The following is a 22,438-nucleotide window of genomic DNA, read 5'->3' as shown; positions in this document are numbered from 1 at the left end:
GGGGCCGGGCGCCGACGGCCCGGGGGGGGGTCCTGTCGGCGACGACCAGCAGGGCGGCGCCCATGAGGGCCGAGGGGATGAGGTTGGCGCCCGGCGAGCGGGTCAGCCGCCGGGCGAGCTGAGGTGCGCTGAGAGCCACGAAGGCGATCGGCCCGGCGGCGGCGGTGGCCACCGCGGTGAGCAGGACCGCTGCCAGCATCAGCACCAGCCGGGTCCGCTCGACCCGTACGCCCAGGGCGTACGCGGCGTCGTCGCCCATCTCCAGCATCCTGAGATTGCGCCCGTACCCGATGACCAGCGGCATCAGCACCACAGAGGTGGCCAGGAGCGGCCAGACCTGCGACCAGTCGCGGCCGTCGAGTGAGCCGGTCATCCAGACGACGGCGCGGGTCGCGTCGACCAGGCCGGCCTTGGTGAGCAGATAGCTGTTGCAGGCGGTCAGCATCGCGGCGGCGCCGATACCGACGAGAACCAGCCGGTAGCCGTGCACCCCCCGCTTCCAGGCCAGCGTGTACACGGCGATGCCGGTGGCCAGGCCGCCGACGACCGCCCCGCCGGCCACCGCGGTCGCTCCGCCGTGGAAGAGCACGATCACCGCGAGTGCTCCGACGCTCGCCCCCTGTCCGAAGCCGATCACATCCGGACTGCCCAGCGGATTGCGGGAGATGGACTGGAAGACCGCGCCCCCGACGCCCAGCGCCGCCCCGACGAGGAGCCCGACGAGCGCCCTGGGCAGCCGCAGGTCGTTGACGATGAACTCCTGGGCCGTGGTGCCGCTGCCCAGGAGGGTGCGGATCACGTCCGTGGGTGCGATCGGGTAGTCACCGCTGCCGATGAGCACCACACCGGCCACCAGGGCGACCACGGCAAGCAGGACGACCACGACCGCTGCTCTGGCCTCGACCCGCAGCGAGAGCCCGCCCGGGGTACGTATCGCGTGCATCGCTTTCACAGCTGAGTCATCCTCCGGCGGCGTACGAGAAAGATGAAGATGGGGCCGCCGATGAGCGCGGTCACGATGCCGACCTGGAGCTCGGCGGGCCGGGCGACCATCCTGCCGACGACGTCGGCGCCCAGCAGCAGGACGGGCGAGAGGACCGCGGCGTACGGCAGCGTCCAGCGCATGTCGGGTCCGGTGATCGCCCGGACGATGTGCGGGACCATCAGCCCGATGAAGACGATCGGCCCGCAGGCGGCGGTCGCCGATCCGCAGAGCAGGGTCACGGCGAGCATCGCGAGGACCCGGGTGCGGGTGAGGTGCGCGCCGAGCGCCCTGGCCGTGTCGTCGCCCAGCGCCATGGCGTTGAGCGGGCGGCCGAGCAGCAGCGCCACCAGCAGGCCGGCCACCACGAAGGGCCAGACCTGCGTCACCGTCCCGGAGGTCGCCGACGCCAGCGAACCGACCGTCCAGAAGCGCATCTTGTCCAGGGCGTCCGAGTTGAGCAGTTCCACACCGTTGACGTAGCCGAACATCGCGTAGGTGGCGGCCGTACCGGCGAGCGCGAGCCGTACCGGGGTGGCCCCGCGGCTCCCGCTCAGTACGTAGACGAGGACCGAGACCACGGCGGCGCCCGCGAAGGCGAACCACACATAGCCGGTGAAGGAGCTGACCCCGAGGAAGCTCACCGCGGAGACGACGGCGGCGGACGCACCCGCGTTGACGCCCAGAATGCCGGGCTCGGCGAGCGGGTTGCGGGTGAGCGCCTGCATCACCGCTCCGGCGACCCCGAGCGCGGCCCCGACCAGGACCCCGAGGACGGTGCGGGGGACGCGCACATCCCGGATCAGTACGTCGTCGCCCGTGCCCGAGCTGTGCGCCAGACCGTGCCACACCTCACCCAGCGGCACCGCCTTGGCACCGATCGCGATACTCGCGACGACGACCAGGAGCAGCAGGGCGAGCGACAGCAGCAGCCCGGCTGCGCGCGCCGCGTTGCGCCTGGGTGGCGCGGGGGCTTGCTCCGCGCTCTGCCTGGAGGGACTGTCGACCAACACGTGGTTAGGTTAGCCTAACCCTGGCGGTTCTCCGACCGGGCGGCGGTACGGGCCGGCCCCGGAGCCCGAAGCGGACAGCCGCACCGGGACCGGGCGTGGACACCCGCCCCGGGACCGGGCGGGCGCCGAAGCCCTGCGAGGTCAGAGCCCGATGCGGGCGATCGCCTTGCCGGCGTCCCGACCGTACGTACCGTCGCCCGCCTCTGTCCAGGCCGCGGCACACAGCGCCCGCAGCCCGTCCAGCGGGCCCCCGTCACCGTCGACGGCAGGCTCCCCGTCCCGTACCGATACGCTCCAGCCGCCGCAGCGGAACACCCCGCCGTCCTCGGTCACTTCGGGCTGGCCGGTGAGCAGCCCGCGCAGATCCGCGTCCACATAGGTCGGCCGGTGCTCGGGCGGTGCGGCCAGCAGCTGGGCCGCGTCCGTCACGCCGGTCAGTACGAGCAGCGAGTCCACCCCGCCGTTGAACGCGCCCTCGATGTCGGTGTCCAGCCGGTCCCCCACGACCAGCGGCCGCTTCGCGCCGGTCCGCAGCACGGTCTCCCGGTGCATCGGCGGCAGCGGCTTCCCGGCCACCTGCGGTTCGGCCCCGGTCGCGATCCGGACGACCTCGACCGCGGCGCCGTTACCGGGAGCGATCCCGCGCGCGCTGGGAATGGTCAGATCCGTATTGGAGACGAACCATGGCAGACCGCTGTTGATCGCGTACCCGGCCTCGGCGAACCGCGCCCAGGTCATGTCCGGGCCGCCGTACCCCTGCGCCACCGCGACCGGGGAGTCGTCGGCCGAGTCCACCGGTTCCAGGCCGCGTTCGCGCAGCGCGACCCGGAGCCCCTCCCCGCCGATGGCCAGCACCCTGGCTCCCCGCGGGAACTGATCGGCGATCAGCCGGGAGACCGCCTGGGCCGATGTGATGACATCGGAGGCATCGGCGGGCACGCCCAGTTCGGTGAGGTGGTCCGCCACCGCCTCCGGTGTCCGCAGCGCGTTGTTGGTGACGTACGCGAGGTGCATCCCGCCGTCCCGCGCGCTCCCGAGCGAATCGACGGCGTGGGCGATGGCCGCGCCGCCCGCGTACACCACCCCGTCCAGGTCGAGCAGGGCTGTGTCGTACGTCTCACTCAAGGGGGTCGTCATGCCGTCTGGGCTGGTCCTGGTCTGCCGGGTCATCGCACTCCTTGTCGCTGTTCTTCTCCGATCATCCCGTATGACGGATCCCCACATACCATGCACCAATGACTTCAAGTGGTCGGCATGCGGACAACGGACTGCGTCTTTTCCCTTTCCGCGGAGTGCGCTACGTTCCCGAACGCGTCGGCAGTCTCGCGGCCGTCACGTCCCCGCCGTACGATGTCGTGGTCCGGCCGGACGGGCTGCACCATCTGGAGTCCGCCGATCCGCACAACATCGTGCGCCTGATCCTGCCCCAGGCCGACACTCCCGCCGCCCGCAACCAGAAGGCCGCGGCGACGCTCACGGAGTGGTTCGACGACGGCATCCTGGCCGCGGACCCCGAGGCCGCCCTCTATGTGTACGAGCAGCGCCACGGCGAGGTGCTCCAACGCGGTCTCATCGGCACCCTGGCCCTCTCCACCCCCGAGGAGGGCGTGGTCCTCCCGCACGAGGACGTGATGGCCGACATCGTCGCGGACCGGGCGGCGCTGATGCGGACCACGGCCGTCAACTTCGAACCGCTCCTGCTGACCTACCGCGGCGACGCGACGGAACCGGCGGGAACGGCAACGGGAGCCGCACGCGTGCGGGGCGCGGCGGCGGTCATCGAGCGGGCGATAGCCGGAGACCCCCTGCTCGCGACGGTCACCGAGGACGGCTTCAGCCACCGGCTGTGGGCCGTCACCGATCCGGCGGAGATCGCGGAGGCGCAGACCGACCTGGCAGGGCGGCAGGCCCTGATCGCCGACGGGCACCACCGGTGGGCGACCTATCTCCGGCTGCGCGACGAACACCCGGGGCCCGGCCCCTGGGGATACGGCCTGGTGCTCCTCATCGACACGGTCCACTATCCGCTCCAGGTCAGGGCGATCCACCGGGTACTGCGCCGGCTGCCGGTCTCCGAGGCACTGACGGCGCTCGACGGCGCCTTCCGGGTCCAGTCGTTCGACGCGCTCCCGGAGGCCCTTGCCGCCCTCGCCGACGCGGCGTCCGCGGGCAACGCCTTTCTGCTCGCCGGGGACGGCCGCTTCCATCTCGCCGACCGTCCGTCACCGGAGCTGCTGGCCCGCACGGTCCCCGCCGACCACCCCATGGCCTGGCGGACGCTGGACGCGACAGTGCTCCACCACACGCTGCTCGACAAGGTCTGGTCGGTCCCGGACGCGCCCGAGCACATCACGTACATCCATGCGACGGACGCGGCCGTCGAACAGGCCGAGCGACTGGGCGGTACGGCCGTCCTGATGTACCCGGTACGCGAGGAGGTCGTCCGGGAACTGGCCCGCCAGGGTGTGACGATGCCACGTAAATCGACCTCGTTCGGCCCGAAACCGGCGACCGGGCTCGTGCTGCGCCGCCTCGCCATCGGCTGAGCCGCAGGGAGCGCTCCACCACAACGAGCAGGGGGGGGGGGCCCGCCCGCGCGGGGGGGCGGGGGGGGCGCGCCGCGCGGCGCGCGCGCGGCCCCCCCCCACCCCTCTGGTCGAGTGCGGCCAGCAGCACACCGAGCATGATCGTGCCGAACACGATGTTCCGCTGCCGGGTGTCGAGCACAGGTGGTGCGGCTGGGGCTGGACTGCTGGCAGTGGTCACAGGGGCACCCTCACACCGCCGCGCGAACGGCGCACACGCTGTAGGCCGGTCCAGTGATCGCCGGACGGCGAGGTTCAGCCTCGCGGCGGTAGCGGCGTCCCGGTGGATGTGGCGTACGGGTCAGTGGTCACAGGTCTGCCGGTGCCGCTGACCGTGTCCCCTCTTCTCCCGCTCACGCCTTGGGAATGTCGAAGTACCGGGTGAGCCCCGCGGCGAGGGCCATATCCCCAGTGACGCCGACCTTGCGGAGGAGGAAGAGGGATACCGGGCTCGCGTTTCCGGAGACCAGTCTGAGGAAGTCGGCGTCGCCCAGGGCCAGCGTGAGGCGCGGATCGGCCTCCGAGCGGCCCTCGGTGACGGTGCAGATCCCGTCGCCGATGGTGGTCTCGTACACCACGTCGCTCTCGCCCGTGATCTTCCAGCGGATCACGGCGGCGAGCGAACCGGCACTCTCCGGGCGGAACTGCCGTTCCATGCGCCCGAATACCTCCGCGAGCACCCGGCGGCGCAGATCACCGTGGGCGATCTCGCCGAGTTCCTTCGTGGTGAGCCCCTTGATGATCGTCGCGAATTCCTGTGGGGAGACGGACGCGAAGTCCAGCTCCGCGAGCTTTTCGCTGATGTTGTCCGCCACGAAGCTTCCTTACTGCTGAGTCAACTTACTGGGGAGTCAGGTTATGGCGCCGAGGGCGCACGGGCAAGGCGGGGAAGGGAAGGAGGGTGCCACGGGAGGTGTCAGCCGCTGCTCGGCTCCAGCCGCATCGCGCGCAGGACGATCTCGATGGCGAACCGCCGCTCAGGATCGGAGAGTTGGCGGCCGAAGATGCTCTCCAGGGTGCGCATGCGGTAGCGCACGGTCTGTGCGTGCACATCCAGGACCTCGCCCAGCTGGGCCGCGGTGCCCCGGGTCGCGAGCCATGCGTGCAGCGTCTCCAGGAGGCGGTCCCTGCGGTTCGCCGTGAGGTGGGCGACGGGGGCCAGTTCGCGTCCGGCGAGCTGTTCGAGCAATGCCCGGTCGGAGAGCAGCCAGAGCGTCACCATATGGTCCTCGCAGTGGATCGTCGGCGCGTCGCCGATGGTTCCGGTGTCGACGAGGTCGAGTACCCGGCGGGCCCAGCGGAGCGAGTCGGCGGCGTTCGCGAGCGGGACGGTGAGTCCGACGGCGCGGCGCGCTCCGGGGAGTGCGACGTCGAGCATGTGCTGTCTTCGCTCGTCGAAGGGGCCGGGAACCAGCAGATGGGGCTGCGGCTCCGCCAGGTCGGCGAGGACATCGTTGTCCAGCAGGGCGGACGGAACTCCGGCGGGCGGCCGCAGGGCGACGAGCGTGACCTGGTCGGGCAGGGTCCAGCCGGTCTGCTCCGCGAGTTCGGCGATGGCGGAGCGGGGCACCGGTGAACCGGCGAGGATCAGATGCACCAGTCGCCGCCGCTGGGTGTCCTGCTGGTCCCCGCCGGCCGTCCGCACCTCCAGATAGCCCTCGCGCGACAGCGCCTCCAGCTCGTCGACATAGGTGAACAGCGCGTCGGCGAAGGTGAGCATCAGGGTGGGGGAGAGGTTGTAGCGCCGCCCCACCCGTTTCGCCCGCCGCAGCGCGATCCGGGCGCCGAGCCGGTAGGCGCCCTGGAGTTTGTCCAGGCTTCTGCCCTCGTACGCCTCGAACCGGCCGAACCGCCGGCACATCTCGTCGCGCAGCGCCGACGACGCGGTGGGTTCGGCGACCTGGTCGACGAAGACGGAGATGTTCTGCTCCACGCCGATCCGGATGCCCTGGGCGTAGGGGCCTTCGAGCAGCCGTGCGTACTCGGGGTAGGCACGGGTGACCTCCAGGCCGATTTCCTTGATCAGGCTGGGGAGTTCGGGCCGCATGACGGCCGCGAACTCCTGGGGAAGCGGCCCCAGCGGTTCTCCGATGTCCGAGGGCTGTGCAACTCCCGGCATTCCTCGACCCCTTGCTCTCCGGCGCCCGGTGGGGGGTGGCCGACGGGAGAGCGCTCCCGGAGACCGTCAGGTGCGTACCGATTTGGGTTGCCGAACATAGTCGAAGCCGGGGTCCGGTGGACACATCCACGACAGCGCGGGGGGTGAGCGGGGGAGCGTATCCAGCCATCGCGCGCCGTCAACTCCGTTCGCCGGATGGCACGCTCGGGCAATTCCGCTTCGGTTTCGGCAGCCTCCTTTGTCATTCGGTGACAAGAAAGGAGCGGGCCCCGCCGTACGGGGCGGATGCCGGGCCGGACGATCCGGCCGGGAGGCGGAGCGGACAACTGTCACCGGGAGACACGGCGGACCGTACGGAATTACTCACTTCCGGCTAATGAGGGGCTGGTCCGTACTCGCCCGGCAACAGGAAATCGACGCCGGAGAACCCGCGCCCAAATTCCTTCGTACAGGCCATTGCGAACTCAGGTTACTCACTCGTAGCGTCATCGCCGCACGGTCGGAACGAGCGGTCGCCCGGGACGAAACCGCCAACCGGCCAAGTGAACCTCGTGGGGGCTCCGTTCCGCCCGGGACGGAACTCCGGGAATCTGATCAAGACGCCACGAAGGGAAATCACACCATGCACAAGTTTGCCGCAAGAGCCGCAGTCGTGACCGCCGCCATCGGTGCGGCCGTCGGGCTGGCCGCGACATCGGCATCGGCCACCGCCACGTCCTCCTGGACGGTCACCCACTCCGGTGCCTACACGGCGCACGCCGCCAACCCGTCACTCGCGGTGCCGGCCGCGACGCTGAACTGTGCGTCGTCCGACGTGACCGCGGGCTCCCTCCAGGCGACGAGCACCAACGGCGTCGGGATCGGCTCCATCAACACCATCACGTTCACCAACTGCAGCGTGGCCGGCATCACATTCAAGGTCACGATGAAGGCCACCCCGTGGAAGATCAACGCGGTCAGTGTGAACTCCTCCCACCCGACCTGGGTCAACGGCACGGTCAGCGCGATCTCGGCGCACATCGCGGGTGTCGGCTGCGCCGCCGACTTCACCGGCACCGTCAACGGCCACTACGACAACACCGCACACGCCCTGGTGATCGACGGCACGGGCAACGGCCTGGTGGCGTCCGGCGCCAGCTGCCTCGGCCTCATCAACAACGGTGACGTGGCGTCCTTCAATGCCTCGTACGCGGTGAGCACCGCACCGGTGATCAGCACTCCGTAACCCCATCGGGGCGGGGCGGCACGGGCCGGAGGCAGCGTCTGCTGCCTCCGGCCCGGATTTCACGTTTGCGGCCCGGCGGTCAGCAGGCGCGGCGGCCCGACGGGACCCCGTGGCAGCGGAAGAACAGGAACCAGACCGTATGAGGCGGAGGGCAGGGCCGGAATGAATCCCAGGACACCTGTGAGGGGCGGCGGTGTGAGGGGCGGTGGGCGGCCGGTACGGCTGGCATCCGCCGCGGCGGCCGCACTCGTCGCCGGGCTGCTGGCAGGCAACGGATCGGCGGCCGGCGAGGGCGGCGCCCCGGCCACCCTCTCGTACGACTGCGGGCTCCCGTCCGGCTCCGCCCGTGCCACGGTCGGGGTCGCGATGAACCTCCCCGCGTCCGCCGAGCCCGGCAAGCCGGTGCAGCCCGGTCCGGTGAAGGTCACCGTGGGGCTGGCGGGCACGGATCTCGCGGCGCTGCTGCCCAAGGACACGGAGGCGGTCCTGAGCACCGCGTCCCTCGCCGTCAAGGTGAGCCAGAACGACCGGTCGGCCACGGCGATGTGGTCGGATCTCGCCGCGCCCAGTACCCCGGTTCCGGCGGAGGGCGATGTACGGCTCGTCCACGCGGGGCCGGTGCCCACCGTCACGGCGGGCGGTACGGGCGACATCACCCTGGCGGCGGGCGAGTTGAGGCTCGGGCTGCTGACCGCGACGCCCGGCACCGGCAAGGAGGGCGCCCCGGAGCCCGTGCCGCTGGTCTGTGAGCCGGCCGCGGGCCAGGATGTGGCGCTGGGGACCGTTCCGGTGCCGCCGACGGGCAGCGCCGGTCCCACCACGACGCCGGGTAGCCCGACGCCCACCACCACGGACGGGGGGAAGGGGCGCGAGCAAGCGGACGGCGGCGTCACGGTGCAGCCCCGGTCCGACCCCGCACCGGTCGGCAAGTGCCCGACCGTGATACCGAAGGGCAAGGCCGACCCGGGCGACGCGCCCAAGGCACCGCCGGGGGCCACCCCCGGCGAGTACGACCTGCCGGGCAGCCCCGGCTGCGCCTACGCCCTGGGTGTGGCCAATGTCAGCAAGCTCAACGGCGCGATGATCATCAACGATCCGAAGCGCAAGCCCGTGACGATCAGCGTGCTGGCGGTCACCCACTCGTCGGTCAGGTCCAGTGTCCAGCCGGGCGGCCTCTATCTGCGGCTGGACTCACTGGCCGACCTGCGCCTCCCCGACGCCGAATCGACCTTTCTGACCTTCGGATTCCAGCCGGTCACCGCGAAGGTGCGGTTCGAGACCGGGCCGGTCACCATATCGACCGGGAACGTCGGCACCAGTGTGTTCTCCGTGATCTCGTTCAGACAGTCGCTGCGGCTGTACGACGTGAAGGTGAACGGAACCCCGCTCGATGTCGGCGGCTCGTGCCGGACGGCTACCCCTTACAAGGTGGTTCTCAACGGCGGTGCCAAATACACGAATGTCTTCTACGGCGGCACACTCGACGGCACGATAGACATTCCCCGATTCTCCGGATGCGGTACGAACGGCGAGGACCTGGACCCGCTTTTCACCGCCGCGCTCTCCGGCCCGGGGAACAGTATCGAGATGAACCAGGGGACGACCTGTATTCCCGACTCACCCGACAACCTGTGCCCGCCGAATATCCCCGAGCTTCCGGGTACCAAGGCCGTCAAGCCGTAACCGCACGCGCCGCCGCGCCATCTGCCGGCCATGAATGGCTTGTTGTCGGCACCGGGAGGCGGGTTGTCGGCACCGGGAGGCGGACCGGACCGTGCCTGGCCCCGGTGCCGGGCCTTGTCGGGTCCCAGGTACCGGGCCGTGCCTGCCCCCCGGTGCCGGGTCGCGGCGGCGGTCCGGCAGGCCGATGGGGCCGCCTCCCGCAGTGGCGGGGAGCGGCCCCATCGGGGCGAGGTGCGGGGGAGCCTGGTGTGCGGCTGCCGTCAGTGGCGTACGGCGGAGTGCCAGGCGTCCGAGAGGGCCTTGCCCTCACCGGGGGCGGCGCCGGCCGGGTCGTTGAGCGTGGCGACATAGGTCGACGCGCTGTTCAGGGTCACGCTGTTCTTGCCGGATGCGGAGGGCAGCGCCGTCTTGAGGTTCACCGCCCAGTTCAGCAGGTCGAGTCCGCAGCCGCTGGCGCCGGGGACCGCGTAGGTGGTGTCGCCCTGGTTGGCGCCGACGAGGTTGATCCGGCCCAGCGCACCGTCCGGGTCGGCGGTGCCGTCGGCGTCGAACGACTCGGTCCCCGGGGTGGGCGCGGTGAGGTTCTGCGGGCGCAGCAGGATGGGGTCCGCCGCCGAGCCGATGTAGCACTTGTCGCCGAGGAACGGATTCTGCAGATGGATACGGACCGGCAGGGTCACGATCGGCTTGCCCGTGGTGGCCCCGGCCAGCAGCGTGAAGTCGCTCGGGTTGTTCACCGACTCGATGGTGGCGGTGACCCGGTTGAGGCTGTTGTCGGTGATCTGCCTGCAGATGCCGCTGACCACCGGGACGTTGCTGGGGCACATCAGTCCCAGCAGGCCGCCGGGGAGCTGTGCGGAGTCGGCCACCAGCGCGCCGCCCGCGGGGGAGACCAGGGTCGATGAGCCGTTGGGGTGGGTGATCACGCCGAGCTGCAGGTCGCTGGCCCCGGTGGGCACGACGGAGCTGCCGAGCTTGATGGAGCCGTTCGCCGAGTGCGAGGAGACGCAGAGCGCGGTGTCGTTCTGCCCGTCGGCGGCCAGCATCGCGGGAGCGTCCACAGGACACCGGGAGAACGGCGCCCAGCTGCCGTTCAGGCTGACGGGCCCACTGGCCGCGGTAGCCGTACCCACGGACACGAAAGCGGTGAGGGCGGTGGAGCCGGCGAGCAGCCCCAGACGCAGTCGGGTGGAAACGGATCTCATGTCTTCCCCTTTTTTCGGCAGCCGTCCAGAAGGCGGTGATGAGCGAAAGGCGGGTCGAGGTGTACAAGGGCTCTCCCGTGGTCCGGTTTCGCCTCCGAATTCACCGAGCCGTGAGGTTACTGGCGGGAAACACCACCGCACAATGCTGTGGTGTGATGAACTTCGGGTGTCCTGGTCTTCTTGTGCGGTGATGAGCAAGGGCATTGAGCGCCTTGTCAGTTGGTGCGTGTCCGGGCGCGGTGCGCATCCGCCGGAGGCCGTACGCGGCGGATTACGGTGTTCCGCTACGCCGGGCGTCCGCGCGCCCCCGGCCCCCCGGCCGCCGGAATTTATCACTTCCGGATGAGTTTCCGTCCTGCGCTGCTCACTCACCGCAAAGAAGAGAGCGGACGCGCACCCTCCTGACAAAACTTGCGGAACTGGTATTGCGGCCCCAGGTTACCCGGCCGTAACGTCGCTCTCCGCAAGCAGCTCGGCCGGTTGAGGCCGGGGCGTAAGTCCCTCACCTGCGTCCCTGCTCCGAGTGAGCACTTTTCAACAAGGTTTCCGCACGGGCTTGTCACCCCCTGACAAGTGGCTCAATTTCTTGGAGAGTTACCTGTTCAAGGGCTTGTCCCGGTGGTGCCGGTGAACTTAACGTGCGCCTCTCGGCGCACTTCTGTCACTTCGTGAGTGCATGCAGGAGGTGAGATGGGAATCGAAGTAGTTGTTGAAGGGCTCACGAAGTCTTTCGGCAAACAGAGAATCTGGCAGGACGTGACACTCACGCTCCCTGCCGGTGAAGTCAGTGTGATGCTCGGCCCTTCCGGCACCGGAAAGACCGTGTTCCTCAAGTCTCTGATCGGGCTGCTGAAACCCGAGCGGGGCAGTGTGCTCATCAACGGCGTCGACATGGTGAACAGTCCCGAACGCGACATCTACGAGACCCGTAAGCTCTTCGGCCTGATGTTCCAGGACGGTGCACTCTTCGGTTCGATGACGCTCTTCGACAATGTGGCCTTTCCGCTCCGTGAGCACACCAGGAAGAAGGAGTCGGAGATCCGCCGTATCGTCATGGAGCGGATGGACATGGTGGGGCTCCTGGGCGCCGAGGAGAAGCTTCCCGGGGAGATATCCGGGGGAATGCGGAAGCGGGCCGGACTGGCCCGCGCCCTGGTGCTCGACCCCCAGATCATCCTCATCGACGAGCCGGACTCGGGGCTCGACCCGGTGCGCACCTCGTACATCTCGCAGCTGCTCATCGACCTGAACGCGCAGTTCGACGCGACGATGCTGATCGTCACCCACAATCTCGACATCGCGGCCACCGTCCCCGACAACATGGGGATGCTCTTCCTGCGCAACCTGGTCACGTTCGGGCCCCGCGAACTGCTGCTCACCAGCGAGGAGCCGGTGGTCGCGCAGTTCCTGAGCGGCCGGCGCGAGGGGCCGATCGGGATGTCCGAGGAGAAGGACGCGGCGACCCTCGCGGCCGAGCAGCGCAGCGCGGCAGGCACCCGCCCGCACACGCCGCGCCCCCTCGTCCCGCAGCTCGAACCCTCCGACGGGCTGCCCGAGCGCCAGGCGGTCCTGCGGCGCAGGGAACGGGTGCTGGGCATGCTGGCGGAGCTGCCCGATGCGGCGCGCACCGCCATCCTCAGGAGTTACGAGGGCCCGGCATCCGGCGCGACTCCGGTATCAGGGGCGACTCAGGCATCCGGCACGGCCACGGCACCCGGCGGGACCCCCGCATCCGGCACGGCCCCGGCATCCGGCGGTGGCCGGCCATGACCGTACCCCCTCCGGTCCGCCCCTCCGAGCCGTCGGCCGACGGCGCCACGGGCAGACCCGCCGACTACCGGCAGCCCCGCCCGCCGCTGCGGGTGCTCGCACCGCTGCGCGAGACCGGGAAGCTCTTCGCCCTCGGCGCCACCGTGATCCGGTCCGTCTTCCGAAGACCCTTCCAGGTAAGGGAGTTCATCGAGCAGTTCTGGTTCATCGCGAGCGTCACGATCCTGCCGGCCGCCCTGGTCTCGATCCCCTTCGGCGCCGTCATCGCCCTCCAGGTCGGTTCGCTCACCGAGCAGCTCGGCGCCCAGTCCTTCACCGGCGGGGCGAGCGTGCTCGCCGTCATCCAGCAGGCCAGCCCGCTGATCGTCGCGCTGCTGATCTCGGGCGCCGGCGGCTCGGCGATCTGCGCCGACCTCGGCTCACGGAAGATCCGTGAGGAGCTGGACGCGATGGAGGTCATGGGCGTCTCGCCGGTCCAGCGCCTGGTGGTGCCCCGGGTGCTCGCCACGATGTTCGTGGCGGTCCTGCTGAACGGACTGGTCTCCGTCGTCGGCACGCTCGGCGGCTACTTCTTCAACGTGATCCTGCAGCACGGCACACCGGGCGCCTATCTCTCCAGCTTCTCCGCCCTGGCCCAGCTGCCGGACCTCTACATCAGCGAGGTCAAGGCGCTGATCTTCGGCTTCCTCGCCGGAATCGTCGCGGCCTACCGGGGACTCAACCCCCGCGGCGGCCCCAAAGGCGTCGGCGACGCGGTCAACCAGTCCGTCGTCATCACCTTCATGCTGCTGTTCTTCGTGAACATGGTCCTCACGGCGGTCTATCTCCAGATCGTCCCCGCGAAGGGGAGCTGAGAGATGTCCATGCTCGGCTGGCTCGACCGCTCGGGCGACCAACTCGTCTTCTACGCCAGGGCGCTCCTCTGGATCCCGCGCACCCTGCGCCGCTACACCAGGGAGGTCCAGCGGCTGCTCGCCGAGGTCGCCTTCGGCAGCGGCGGTCTCGGGGTCATCGGCGGCACCATCGGCGTGATGATCGGCATGACCCTCTTCACCGGGACGGTCGTCGGCCTCCAGGGATACGCGGCGCTCAACCAGATCGGCACCGCCGCCTTCACCGGGTTCATCTCCGCGTACTTCAACACCCGCGAGATCGCCCCGCTGGTCGCCGGACTCGCCCTCTCCGCGACCGTCGGCGCGGGCTTCACCGCCCAGCTCGGCGCGATGCGCATCAACGAGGAGGTGGACGCGCTGGAGGCGATGGGGGTGCGCTCCATGCCGTATCTCGTCACCACCCGGATCATCGCCGGAGTGGTCGCAATCATCCCGCTGTACGCCATGGGGCTGCTCAGCTCGTACGTCGCGTCCCGCCTGGTGACCGTCCTCTTCAAGGGGCAGTCGTCCGGCACCTACGACCACTACTTCAACCTGTTCCTCTCCCCGGACGACGTCCTGCTCTCGGTGCTGAAAGTGCTGATCTTCAGCGTCCTGGTGATCCTGGCCCACTGCTACTACGGCTTCCGCGCCACCGGTGGCCCCGCCGGGGTCGGAGTCGCGGTCGGCCGGTCGGTGCGCAACGCCATCGTGCTCATCAGCGTCACCGACTTCTTCCTCTCCCTCGCCATCTGGGGCGCCACGACGACCGTGAAGGTGGCGGGATGAGCGCGCGGACAGTACGGCTACGGCTCGCCGGTGTGGTCTTCATCGTGGTCCCCGCACTGCTGATCTGGCTGTCGGTCGCCGTGTACCGGAAGGACTTCACCGACTCGGCGACGGTACGGGTGGACGCGGACACCGTCGGCAGCGAGATGCACCTCAACGCCGATGTGAAGCTGCGCGGTGTCGTCATCGGGCAGGTGCGCGGCATCAGTTCGGACGGCGGCGGCGCCCGGCTCACCCTCGCCATCCAGCCGGACAAACTGAGCCAGGTCCCCTCCGACGTCACCGCGCAGATGCTGCCGACGACGCTGTTCGGCGAGCGGTACGTCGCACTCGTACCGCCGGCGCACGCGTCCACCCGGGCGCTGAAGGCGGGCGACACCATCCCGCAGGACCGTTCGCGCAACGCCATCGAGCTGGAGCAGGTGCTCGACCACGTACTGCCGTTGCTCACCGCGGTGGAGCCGCAGAAGCTCTCCGCCACGCTGACCGCCGTCGCCCAGGCGCTGAGCGGTCGGGGGCAGCAGCTCGGCGACACCTTCGTCACGCTCGACAGCTATCTGAAGAAGCTCAACCCGCAACTGCCCACGCTCAACCGGGACATCGCGGAGCTGGTCAAGGTCACCAAGGTCTACTCGGACGCGGCGCCCGACATCCTCACCGCGCTCACCGACTTCACCACCACCAGCTCCACCCTCGCCGAGAAGCAGGCCCAGCTGGCGGACGTGTACGCCACCACCACCGGCACCGCCCAGGACGTCACGGCCTTCCTCCAGCAGAACAAGGACAACATCATCCGGCTCTCCGCGACCAGCCGCCCCACGCTGGAACTCCTCGCGAAGTACGCCCCCGAGTTCCCCTGCACCCTGAGCACCCTCGCGGGCTTCGTGCCCGCCATGGACAAGGCGCTCGGCAAGGGAACGGACGAACCGGGGCTGCACGTCAGCCTGGTCTCCGTCCCCTCGCTGGGGAAGTACACCGCGGGCAGGGACACCCCGTCCTACACCGCGAGCGGCGGACCGCACTGCTACTCCGTCCCCTACACCGGCAAGTCCGTGCCGACCGCCGCCACCGGGACGAAGAGCTCCGACAGCCTCGGGCTGCCCAACTCGCCCCAGGAGAACCAGCTCGTCAATGAACTCCTGGCCCCCGGCGTGAAGTCACCGGCGCGGTCCCTTCCCGACTGGAGCAGCCTGCTGGCCGGCCCGGTCTTCCGCGGTGCGGAGGTGAAGCTCAAGTGAAGCGCCGCAGTCTGACGGCCCCGCTCGTCAAATCCCTGGTCTTCGTCCTGGTGACCTCGCTGGCCACCGCGGTACTCGGGCTGAGCATCGCCAACACGGACGTCGGCGACACCGTCTCCTACCGGGCGCGGTTCACCGACGCGACCGGGCTGATGGAGGGGGACAGCGTACGGATCGCCGGGGTGAAGGTCGGGCAGGTCGAGTCCGTGAAGGTCGCCGACCGGCGGCTCGCCGAGGTGCGCTTCGCCGTGAAGAAGGGCCGTACCCTGCCCGCATCGGTGACCGCGTCGATCAAGTACCTCAACATGGTCGGCCAGCGGTACGTCGACCTGGAGCAGGGTAGCGGGCCCGTCGGGAAGCTCTTCCCGCCCGGCGCCACCATCCAGCTCTCGCACACCACACCGGCACTGGACCTCACCGAGCTGTTCAACGGGTTCCAGCCGCTCCTCCAGGGCCTGGCCCCGGCCGAGATGAACCAGCTGGCCAACTCCATCGTGCAGGTGCTCCAGGGCGAGGGCGGCACCGTCGACAGCCTGCTCCAGCACGTCGGATCGCTGACCACCACCGTCGCGGCCAAGGACAAGGTCATCGGGCAGGTCATCAAGAACCTCAACACGGTGCTGACGACGGTCAACAGCCGGGAGTCGGACTTCAACGACCTCGTCGTCACCCTCCAGCAGCTCGTCTCCGGCTTCGCAGGGGACCGCAAACCCCTCGGGGACGCGATCACCGCGATGGGCGCACTGACGACATCGACCGCCGGACTCCTCCAGGAGGGCCGGGCACCGCTCAAGAAGGACATCAGCCAACTCGGACGTGTGGCCGGGCAGTTGGGTGACGCCACACCGCAGCTCCAGGACTTCCTGCGGACCACCCCCGCCAAGATGCAGGCCATCACCCGGCTCGCCTCCTACGGCTCGTGGCTGAACCTCTACCTCTGCGAGGCCCGGGTGACGGGTGTGACCACATCGGACGGCAGCAAACCGCCCACCGGTATCGCGGTCACCGAATCGAGGTGCCGGGCATGAACACACCCCGCCTGCGGCTCCCGCGGATCAAGCCCGTACGGGAGCGCAATCCGGTCGCCGTGAGCCTCGTGGGACTGCTGGTGCTCGCCCTGATCGGGCTCGCCGCCTACCGCGCCGACTCACTGCCCTTCATCGGCGGCGGCACCCAGTACACCGCCGACTTCAGCGAGTCGGCGGGGCTCAGCCCCGGTGACGAGGTGCGGATCGCCGGGGTCAGGGTCGGCCAGGTGAAGGCTGTCGCGCTCGACGGTGCCAAGGTGAAGGTGGACTTCAAGGTCAAGGGCGCCTGGGTCGGCAACTCCAGCACGGCGGCCATCGCCATCAAGACCCTGCTCGGCGACAAGTATCTGGCGCTCGACCCGGTCGGCACCGGAGCGCAGGACCCCTCGGCCACGATCCCGCTGAGCCGCACCACATCGCCGTACGACGTCACCCAGGCGTTCAGCGGGCTCAGCGACACCATCGGCGACCTCGACACCAAGCAGCTCGCGAAGAGCTTCCAGACGATCTCGGACACCTTCAAGAACTCGCCCCCCGACGTGCGGAACGCGGCGACCGGCCTCTCCGCGCTGTCCCGGACGGTCTCGCAGCGGGACGCCGAACTGGCCAAGCTGCTCAAGGGCAGCAAACAGCTCACCAAGACCCTGTCCGCCAAGAACAGCAGCTTCGACGCCCTCCTGAAGGACGGCAACCTGCTGCTCGGCGAGATCCAGAACCGGCGTGACTCCATCCATCTGCTGCTCACCGGGACCACCGACCTCGGTACCGAACTGACCGGCCTGGTCAAGGACAACAACAAGCAGCTGAAGCCGACCCTGACCGCACTCGACAAGGTCACGACCGTCCTGCTGAAGAACCGCAAGAGCCTGGACAAGGCGCTGTCCCTGGCCGGTCCCTACTACCGGCTCGTCGGCAACACCCTCGGCAACGGCCGCTGGTTCGACAGCTACATCTGCGGGCTCGTCCCGAAGAACTACCTGCCGGCCGGCACACCCCCGGCCACCGGATGCATGTCGCCCCGGCAGGCCCAGGGGAGCAGCCGATGAACCACACCACCAGGCGCATCGCGGGCATCGGGGCGGGACTCGTCCTGATCGCGGGCGTGACCACCACCGGCGTCCTCGCCCTCGACAGCGCCGGAGGCCACCGCATCACCGCCTACTTCGACCGTGCCACCGGCCTCTACGCGGGCTCCGACCTGCGGATCCTCGGAGTGAAGGTGGGCCGGGTCGACTCCGTACGGCCGGAGGGCAGGGAGGTGCGGGTGGTGCTGGTCCTCGACAAGGGGGTGAAGGTACCGGCCGACGCCCGCGCGCTGATCGTCGCACCGAGCATCGTCGCCGACCGGTACGTCCAGCTGTCACCCGCGTACACCAGCGGCCCGCAGCTCAAGGACCGGGCCACCCTCGCGGCGGACCGCAACGCCACGCCCGTCGAGGTCGACCAGCTGTACGCGAGCGTCACCCAGCTGGCCACCGCGCTCGGGCCGAAGGGCGCCAACTCGAAGGGCGCCCTTGACGATCTGCTCAAGACCGGGGCGGCCAACCTGAAGGGCAACGGCAAGGCGATAGGGGACTCGATCGAGCAGTTCGGCAAGGCGGCCAAGACGCTCGACAAGAGCAGCGGCAACCTCTTCGACACGCTCGCCTACCTCCAGTCCTTCACCACGATGCTCAAGGGCAACGACGGAAAGGTGCAGACGGCGGAGGAGCAGCTCGCCACGGTCTCCGGCTTCCTCGACGACGACAAGGACGATCTGGCCACCGCCCTGAAGCAGCTGGGCACCGCGCTCGGCCAGGTGAAGACCTTCATCGAGGAGAACCGCGGCTCCCTCAAGAAGAGCGTCAGCCGGCTGCGGCCGATCACCGACACGCTGGTCGAACAGCGTGCCTCCCTCGCGGAGATGCTGGACGACGCGCCGCTCGCCGCCGGCAACCTGCTGAACGCCTACGACCCCGCGCACCGCACCATCGACGGCCGGGGCAATCTCAACGAGATCAGCATGAACGGCCAACTCACCGGCGCCGGAAGCCCGTCCACGTCCGGGGCGGACGGCACCGCCGCCGGCGGGGTCCCGGCCGGCGCGGGGGTCGACGGGCTGGTCCCCGTACAGCCGTCGCAACGGAAGTCGCTGCCCGCGCTGCCACTGCCCACGGTGGGCGAGGTGTACGGCTCGCCCGCGAAGTCCGCGCAGTCCGCGAAGTCCGCCGAGGGGGCCGCGCACTCCACGGCACGGAAGGGGACCGCCCGATGAGCCGGACCACCACATCCCGCGCCCCGCGTACGCCTGGCTCGTCCCATACGCCTGCCACCTCGCGTACCCCCGGCTACGCCCGTACGTCCCGTACCGGCGTCGCGGTCGCCGTCGCTCTCGCCGTCTGCTGCACCGTGACCCTCGGGGGCTGCGCCGCGCCGTCGTTCTCCGGTATCGAGAACCTGCCGCTGCCCGGCGGGGCCGACCTCGGCGCGCACCCGTACGAGATCCACGCGGACTTCGGCGATGTACTGAACCTGGTACCGCAGGCGGCGGTCAAGGTGAACGACGTGGCCGTCGGCCGGGTCTCGAAGATCACGCTCGCGCCGGGGAACTGGTCGGCGCGGGTCACGATGCGGGTCAACGGCAAGGTGCGCCTGCCGCGGAACGCCTACGCCCATCTCGAACAGTCCAGCCTGCTCGGTGAGAAGTTCATCCAGCTCACCGCACCGGACAAGGACGCTTCGGCCGACCGGCTCACCGACGGCGAGACCATCCCGATCTCACGCACCAACCGCAACCCGGAGGTCGAGGAGGTCTTCGGCGCACTCTCCCTGCTGCTCAACGGGGGCGGTGTGCAGCAGCTCAAGACCATCAGCACCGAACTCAACAAGACCCTCGGCGGCCGGGAGCCGCAGATCCGCTCCACCCTCCAGTCCGTCAACACCCTGGTGACCAGCCTCGACGGACACAAGAGCGACATCACCGACGCACTCGACGGCGTCAACCGGCTCTCCGCGACGCTCGCCACCCGCAAACAGGAGATCGGCAAGGCGCTCACCGGCCTCAGCCCCGGGCTGAAGGTGCTGGAGAAGCAGCGCGGCTCCCTGATCACCATGCTCAAGGCGCTCGACACGCTCTCCGGGGTCGCCGTCGACACCGTGAACAAGAGCAAGGCCGACATGGTCGCCGACCTCAAGGCGCTCGCACCGACGCTCCAGCAGCTCGCCGACTCCGGCAAGGACCTGCCCGACTCGCTGCAGGTGCTCTTCACCTACCCCTTCACCGACGAGGTGCTGCGCGGGGTGAAGGGCGACTACCTCAATGTCTATCTGGATGTGACGGCCGTGCCGGGGACACAGATCATTCCGCCGATCACCCTCACCGGGGGAGGCACCCAGGGCGGGGGCACCGACGGGACCGAGGGCGCCACAGCACAGCGCAAGTCCGGCGCCGCCCCGCCGCCCCTGCCGCTGCCCTCCGTCCCCACCCCGTCCACGGAAGGCGGCCACTGATGGTCACCAGGGCCACCCGGCTGAAGAACATCGCCTTCCTGCTGATCACGGTGCTCGTCCTCGGCTACCTCGGCGCGCGCTACGCCGACCTCGGACATCTGGTCGGGCTGCGCGGCTACTACGTGGTGAAGGTCGAACTCCCGGAGACGGGCGGCCTGTTCACCCACGCCAATGTCACCTACCGAGGTGTCTCGGTGGGCCGGGTCGGGCCGATCAGGCTGACCGGCGACGGCGTGGAGGCCGATCTGCGGATCAACGACTCGGCGCCCGCCATCCCCGCCGATCTCAAAGCGGTCGTCGCCAACCTGTCGGCGGTCGGCGAGGAGTACATCGACCTGCGTCCGGTCGCCACCGGCAGCCCCTACCTGGAGAACGGCTCCCGGATCGTCCGGGCCGACGCCAGTATCCCGGCCCCGGTGACCAACGTGCTCACCAGCGTCGACAACCTGACGTCCTCGGTCGATACGGACGCGCTGCGCACGGTAGTGGACGAGTTCGGCGCCGCGTTCGACGGGCGCGGCGAGGACCTCCAGGTCCTGATGGACAGCAGCAGCGACTTCCTGAAGGCCGCGGACAAGGCGCTGCCCACCGACACCAGGCTGATGGCCGACGGCGAGACCGTCCTGCGCACCCAGAACCAGGAGGGCGAGGCCCTGAAGTCCTTCGCCAAGGGGGCCAGGGGACTTGCCGGGCAGCTGGTGGATTCCGACACCGATCTGCGGGCGCTCATCGCGGCCACACCCGAGGCCGCGACACAGGTCAGTGGCCTGCTCAGGGATCTGAACCCCGATCTCAGCGTGGTGCTCGCCAATCTGCTCACCACATCCGATGTGGCGGTCACCCGTCAGCGCGGCACGGAGGAACTGCTGGTGAAACTTCCGGCGGTGGCCGCGGCGGGGTCCACAGCCATCAACGCCAAGGGAGCACGTTTCGGGATGGCCGTCACCTTCTTCTCGCCCCTGCCGTGCACCGCCGGATACGGCGGCACGACGTACCGCAACGGCCTGGACACCAGCGCCACCGCGGAGCTCAACACCGGGGCCCGCTGCACCTCGCCGCCGAGCACCGGCAAGGAGGTGCGCGGCTCGGCCAACGCGCCGGGCGGCGGTCCGCTCCCGGCGCCGGCGAAACCGGGCTCCCTGCTCCTGGGCACCGACGCCGGAGGGGCGGGCTCGCTCCCCGGGGCCCTGGGGGCGCCCGCGCTGCCGGCCGGAGGCCCTACAGGACTGAGCGGGCTGCTCGGACCGGGAGGCGGCGCGTGACCACTCGTACCAAGGTACTGAGCGGGCTGGCCCTGACGGTCGCCGTCCTCTTCTGTGCCGTCTCCGGATGGGTGTACTGGCAGGCGCACCGGGACGGTTCGCTGCGGTACTCGGCCTCCCGGGACGCCGCGCTGGCGGCCGGGCGCGCACGCGTCGCCCAGCTCAACACCCTCGACGCGAAGCACACCGACAGCGGGCTGCGGCAGTGGCTGGACGCCTCCACCGGCGCGCTCCACGACAGGCTGGCCGCCACCCGCGCGGCTGACCGGACCACCCTCGACAAGGCAGGGACCTCCGCGCGCGGCACCGTCACCGACGCCGCACTCACCGCGCTCGACGACCGGGCGGGCACGGCGGCGCTGATCGCCACCGTCCAGGTCGCCATCACCCCCAGGGGCGGTACGGCCACGACCGACCGCAAACGCTTCACGGCCACGCTCGCCCGCACCCCGGACGGCTGGAAGGTCACCGCACTCAGCGCAGTGCCGGTCGGTAAGGAGGGCGCGTGAGCAACACCGTGGAGAACATCGGCGTGGAGCCCCGGGATCCTCAGGACATCCAGGGCACCGAAAGCCCCCAGGACGCCCAGGACTCTCAGGACGCCCAGGACACTCAGGTCTCTCGGGACGCCCGTGGCCTTCCGGGCGGGGAGTCGCCCGCGGGGAGCGGTCGGGGCCGCCACCGCCGGGCGCTGATCGCGGGATGCCTGGCGGTACTGCTCCTTGTGCTCGGCGGGGCCGGGATGCTGGTACGGGCCCATCAGCTGAGGAGCACCCCGGCCGCCGGGAACCGCGCCCTGACCGACACGGAGGCCACATCGCAGGTCACCGGGGACGTCAGCGCCACGCTCGGCAAGGTCCTGTCCTACACACCGCAGGCCACCGACGTCACCGCGCAGTCGGCACGCGAACTGCTCGCAGGCAAGGCCGCGAAGCAGTACACGGCGCTCTTCGGGCAGGTCGGGAAACGCGCGAAGGAGCAGAAGCTGACGCTGACCACACAGGTGGTACGGGCCGGGGTCACCCGGCTGACCGGCAGCGAGGCGCGGCTGCTGGTCTTCCTCGACCAGACGGCACAGCGCAAGGGGAAACCGGCCGGAGTGGTGGCCGCACAGCTGTCGGTGACCGCCGAACTCCGCGGCGGCAACTGGCTGATCACCGACATCACGGCCCGCTGAG

The 22,438-nt window shown here is 70.0% G+C and carries 20 protein-coding genes; 14 read left to right on the top strand and 6 right to left on the bottom strand.

What is annotated here, in order from left to right; all coding sequences use genetic code 11:
- The 3 genes from ACFXBC_RS09515 to ACFXBC_RS09505 all read right to left on the bottom strand — a co-directional run.
- Positions 1-943, bottom strand: a 943-nt coding sequence (locus ACFXBC_RS09515) for a FecCD family ABC transporter permease (protein ID WP_385020823.1), incomplete at its 3' end; no start/stop codon positions are given.
- 5 nt (positions 944-948) lie between these two features.
- Complete coding sequence (locus ACFXBC_RS09510) at positions 949-1,995, bottom strand: FecCD family ABC transporter permease (RefSeq protein WP_385020797.1); 1,047 nt, start codon at positions 1,993-1,995, stop codon at positions 949-951.
- A 141-nt stretch (positions 1,996-2,136) separates the two neighbouring features.
- Positions 2,137-3,165, bottom strand: coding sequence for an HAD hydrolase-like protein (locus ACFXBC_RS09505; protein WP_385020794.1), 1,029 nt, complete (start codon positions 3,163-3,165; stop codon positions 2,137-2,139).
- 65 nt (positions 3,166-3,230) lie between these two features.
- On the opposite strand from ACFXBC_RS09505, the gene ACFXBC_RS09500 reads away from it, so the two are divergent.
- Positions 3,231-4,541: a DUF1015 family protein gene (locus tag ACFXBC_RS09500; RefSeq protein WP_385020791.1), complete on the top strand. Its 1,311-nt coding sequence runs from the start codon at positions 3,231-3,233 to the stop codon at positions 4,539-4,541.
- Between the two features lie 392 nt (positions 4,542-4,933).
- Here ACFXBC_RS09500 and ACFXBC_RS09495 read toward each other — a convergent pair whose 3' ends face one another.
- Complete coding sequence (locus ACFXBC_RS09495) at positions 4,934-5,395, bottom strand: SCP2 sterol-binding domain-containing protein (RefSeq protein WP_385020788.1); 462 nt, start codon at positions 5,393-5,395, stop codon at positions 4,934-4,936.
- 101 nt (positions 5,396-5,496) lie between these two features.
- Entirely contained in the window at positions 5,497-6,699 is a 1,203-nt protein-coding gene (locus ACFXBC_RS09490) for a PucR family transcriptional regulator (protein ID WP_385020785.1), read from the bottom strand.
- A gap of 622 nt (positions 6,700-7,321) precedes the next feature.
- Between ACFXBC_RS09490 and ACFXBC_RS09485 the strand changes: the two genes are divergently transcribed.
- Positions 7,322-7,924, top strand: coding sequence for a hypothetical protein (locus ACFXBC_RS09485; RefSeq protein WP_385020782.1), 603 nt, complete (start codon positions 7,322-7,324; stop codon positions 7,922-7,924).
- 195 nt (positions 7,925-8,119) lie between these two features.
- The gene (locus ACFXBC_RS09480) at positions 8,120-9,607 is read left to right on the top strand and encodes a DUF6801 domain-containing protein (protein WP_385020780.1); all 1,488 of its coding nucleotides are present in this window, start codon (positions 8,120-8,122) and stop codon (positions 9,605-9,607) included.
- A gap of 260 nt (positions 9,608-9,867) precedes the next feature.
- On the opposite strand, the gene ACFXBC_RS09475 is transcribed toward ACFXBC_RS09480, so the two are convergent.
- Complete coding sequence (locus ACFXBC_RS09475; RefSeq protein WP_385020777.1) at positions 9,868-10,812, bottom strand: hypothetical protein; 945 nt, start codon at positions 10,810-10,812, stop codon at positions 9,868-9,870.
- 690 nt (positions 10,813-11,502) lie between these two features.
- Here ACFXBC_RS09475 and ACFXBC_RS09470 point away from each other — a divergent pair.
- The 11 genes from ACFXBC_RS09470 to ACFXBC_RS09420 are packed head-to-tail and all read left to right on the top strand — an operon-like array spanning position 11,503 to position 22,437.
- Positions 11,503-12,582: an ABC transporter ATP-binding protein gene (locus ACFXBC_RS09470; protein WP_385020774.1), complete on the top strand. Its 1,080-nt coding sequence runs from the start codon at positions 11,503-11,505 to the stop codon at positions 12,580-12,582.
- Entirely contained in the window at positions 12,579-13,436 is an 858-nt protein-coding gene (locus ACFXBC_RS09465; RefSeq protein ID WP_385020771.1) for an MlaE family ABC transporter permease, read from the top strand. The genes ACFXBC_RS09470 and ACFXBC_RS09465 overlap by 4 nt, the downstream gene beginning before the upstream one ends.
- Before the next feature lie 3 nt (positions 13,437-13,439).
- Positions 13,440-14,243 (top strand): MlaE family ABC transporter permease, encoded by an 804-nt coding sequence (locus ACFXBC_RS09460; RefSeq protein WP_385020768.1) that lies wholly within the window; start codon positions 13,440-13,442, stop codon positions 14,241-14,243.
- Entirely contained in the window at positions 14,240-15,481 is a 1,242-nt protein-coding gene (locus tag ACFXBC_RS09455) for an MCE family protein (RefSeq protein ID WP_385020765.1), read from the top strand. Before ACFXBC_RS09460 ends, ACFXBC_RS09455 begins: the two co-directional genes overlap by 4 nt.
- A complete protein-coding gene (locus ACFXBC_RS09450; protein WP_385020762.1) occupies positions 15,478-16,509 on the top strand; it encodes an MCE family protein in 1,032 nt (343 codons plus the stop codon). Before ACFXBC_RS09455 ends, ACFXBC_RS09450 begins: the two co-directional genes overlap by 4 nt.
- A complete protein-coding gene (locus ACFXBC_RS09445) occupies positions 16,506-17,555 on the top strand; it encodes an MCE family protein (protein WP_385020759.1) in 1,050 nt (349 codons plus the stop codon). The genes ACFXBC_RS09450 and ACFXBC_RS09445 overlap by 4 nt, the downstream gene beginning before the upstream one ends.
- Positions 17,552-18,763, top strand: a complete 1,212-nt coding sequence (locus tag ACFXBC_RS09440; protein ID WP_385020756.1) for an MCE family protein — start codon at positions 17,552-17,554, stop codon at positions 18,761-18,763. The genes ACFXBC_RS09445 and ACFXBC_RS09440 overlap by 4 nt, the downstream gene beginning before the upstream one ends.
- Positions 18,760-19,998, top strand: a complete 1,239-nt coding sequence (locus ACFXBC_RS09435; protein WP_385020753.1) for an MCE family protein — start codon at positions 18,760-18,762, stop codon at positions 19,996-19,998. The genes ACFXBC_RS09440 and ACFXBC_RS09435 overlap by 4 nt, the downstream gene beginning before the upstream one ends.
- Positions 19,998-21,260: an MlaD family protein gene (locus tag ACFXBC_RS09430; protein ID WP_385020750.1), complete on the top strand. Its 1,263-nt coding sequence runs from the start codon at positions 19,998-20,000 to the stop codon at positions 21,258-21,260. The genes ACFXBC_RS09435 and ACFXBC_RS09430 overlap by 1 nt, the downstream gene beginning before the upstream one ends.
- On the top strand, positions 21,257-21,769 hold the full coding sequence (locus tag ACFXBC_RS09425) for a hypothetical protein (protein ID WP_385020747.1): 513 nt from the start codon (positions 21,257-21,259) through the stop codon (positions 21,767-21,769). The genes ACFXBC_RS09430 and ACFXBC_RS09425 overlap by 4 nt, the downstream gene beginning before the upstream one ends.
- Positions 21,766-22,437, top strand: coding sequence for a hypothetical protein (locus tag ACFXBC_RS09420; RefSeq protein ID WP_385020744.1), 672 nt, complete (start codon positions 21,766-21,768; stop codon positions 22,435-22,437). Before ACFXBC_RS09425 ends, ACFXBC_RS09420 begins: the two co-directional genes overlap by 4 nt.
- Position 22,438 lies beyond the last annotated feature (1 nt).

It is taken from the genome of Streptomyces sp. NPDC059398, from assembly GCF_042751845.1.
GTDB lineage: Bacteria > Actinomycetota > Actinomycetes > Streptomycetales > Streptomycetaceae > Streptomyces.
The sequence above is the reverse complement of the archived record's forward strand: the minus strand, read 5'-3'. Positions and strand labels throughout refer to the sequence as shown.

Coding starts and splice junctions, on each gene's coding strand:
- ACFXBC_RS09470 (WP_385020774.1), top strand. CDS start 11,503: ATGGGAATCGAAGTAGTTGTTGAAGGGCTCACGAAGTCTTTCGGCAAA.
- ACFXBC_RS09455 (WP_385020765.1), top strand. CDS start 14,240: ATGAGCGCGCGGACAGTACGGCTACGGCTCGCCGGTGTGGTCTTCATC.
- ACFXBC_RS09500 (WP_385020791.1), top strand. CDS start 3,231: ATGACTTCAAGTGGTCGGCATGCGGACAACGGACTGCGTCTTTTCCCT.
- ACFXBC_RS09485 (WP_385020782.1), top strand. CDS start 7,322: ATGCACAAGTTTGCCGCAAGAGCCGCAGTCGTGACCGCCGCCATCGGT.
- ACFXBC_RS09460 (WP_385020768.1), top strand. CDS start 13,440: ATGTCCATGCTCGGCTGGCTCGACCGCTCGGGCGACCAACTCGTCTTC.
- ACFXBC_RS09430 (WP_385020750.1), top strand. CDS start 19,998: ATGGTCACCAGGGCCACCCGGCTGAAGAACATCGCCTTCCTGCTGATC.
- ACFXBC_RS09490 (WP_385020785.1), bottom strand. CDS start 6,699: ATGCCGGGAGTTGCACAGCCCTCGGACATCGGAGAACCGCTGGGGCCG.
- ACFXBC_RS09465 (WP_385020771.1), top strand. CDS start 12,579: ATGACCGTACCCCCTCCGGTCCGCCCCTCCGAGCCGTCGGCCGACGGC.
- ACFXBC_RS09445 (WP_385020759.1), top strand. CDS start 16,506: ATGAACACACCCCGCCTGCGGCTCCCGCGGATCAAGCCCGTACGGGAG.
- ACFXBC_RS09505 (WP_385020794.1), bottom strand. CDS start 3,165: ATGACCCGGCAGACCAGGACCAGCCCAGACGGCATGACGACCCCCTTG.
- ACFXBC_RS09440 (WP_385020756.1), top strand. CDS start 17,552: ATGAACCACACCACCAGGCGCATCGCGGGCATCGGGGCGGGACTCGTC.
- ACFXBC_RS09475 (WP_385020777.1), bottom strand. CDS start 10,812: ATGAGATCCGTTTCCACCCGACTGCGTCTGGGGCTGCTCGCCGGCTCC.
- ACFXBC_RS09435 (WP_385020753.1), top strand. CDS start 18,760: ATGAGCCGGACCACCACATCCCGCGCCCCGCGTACGCCTGGCTCGTCC.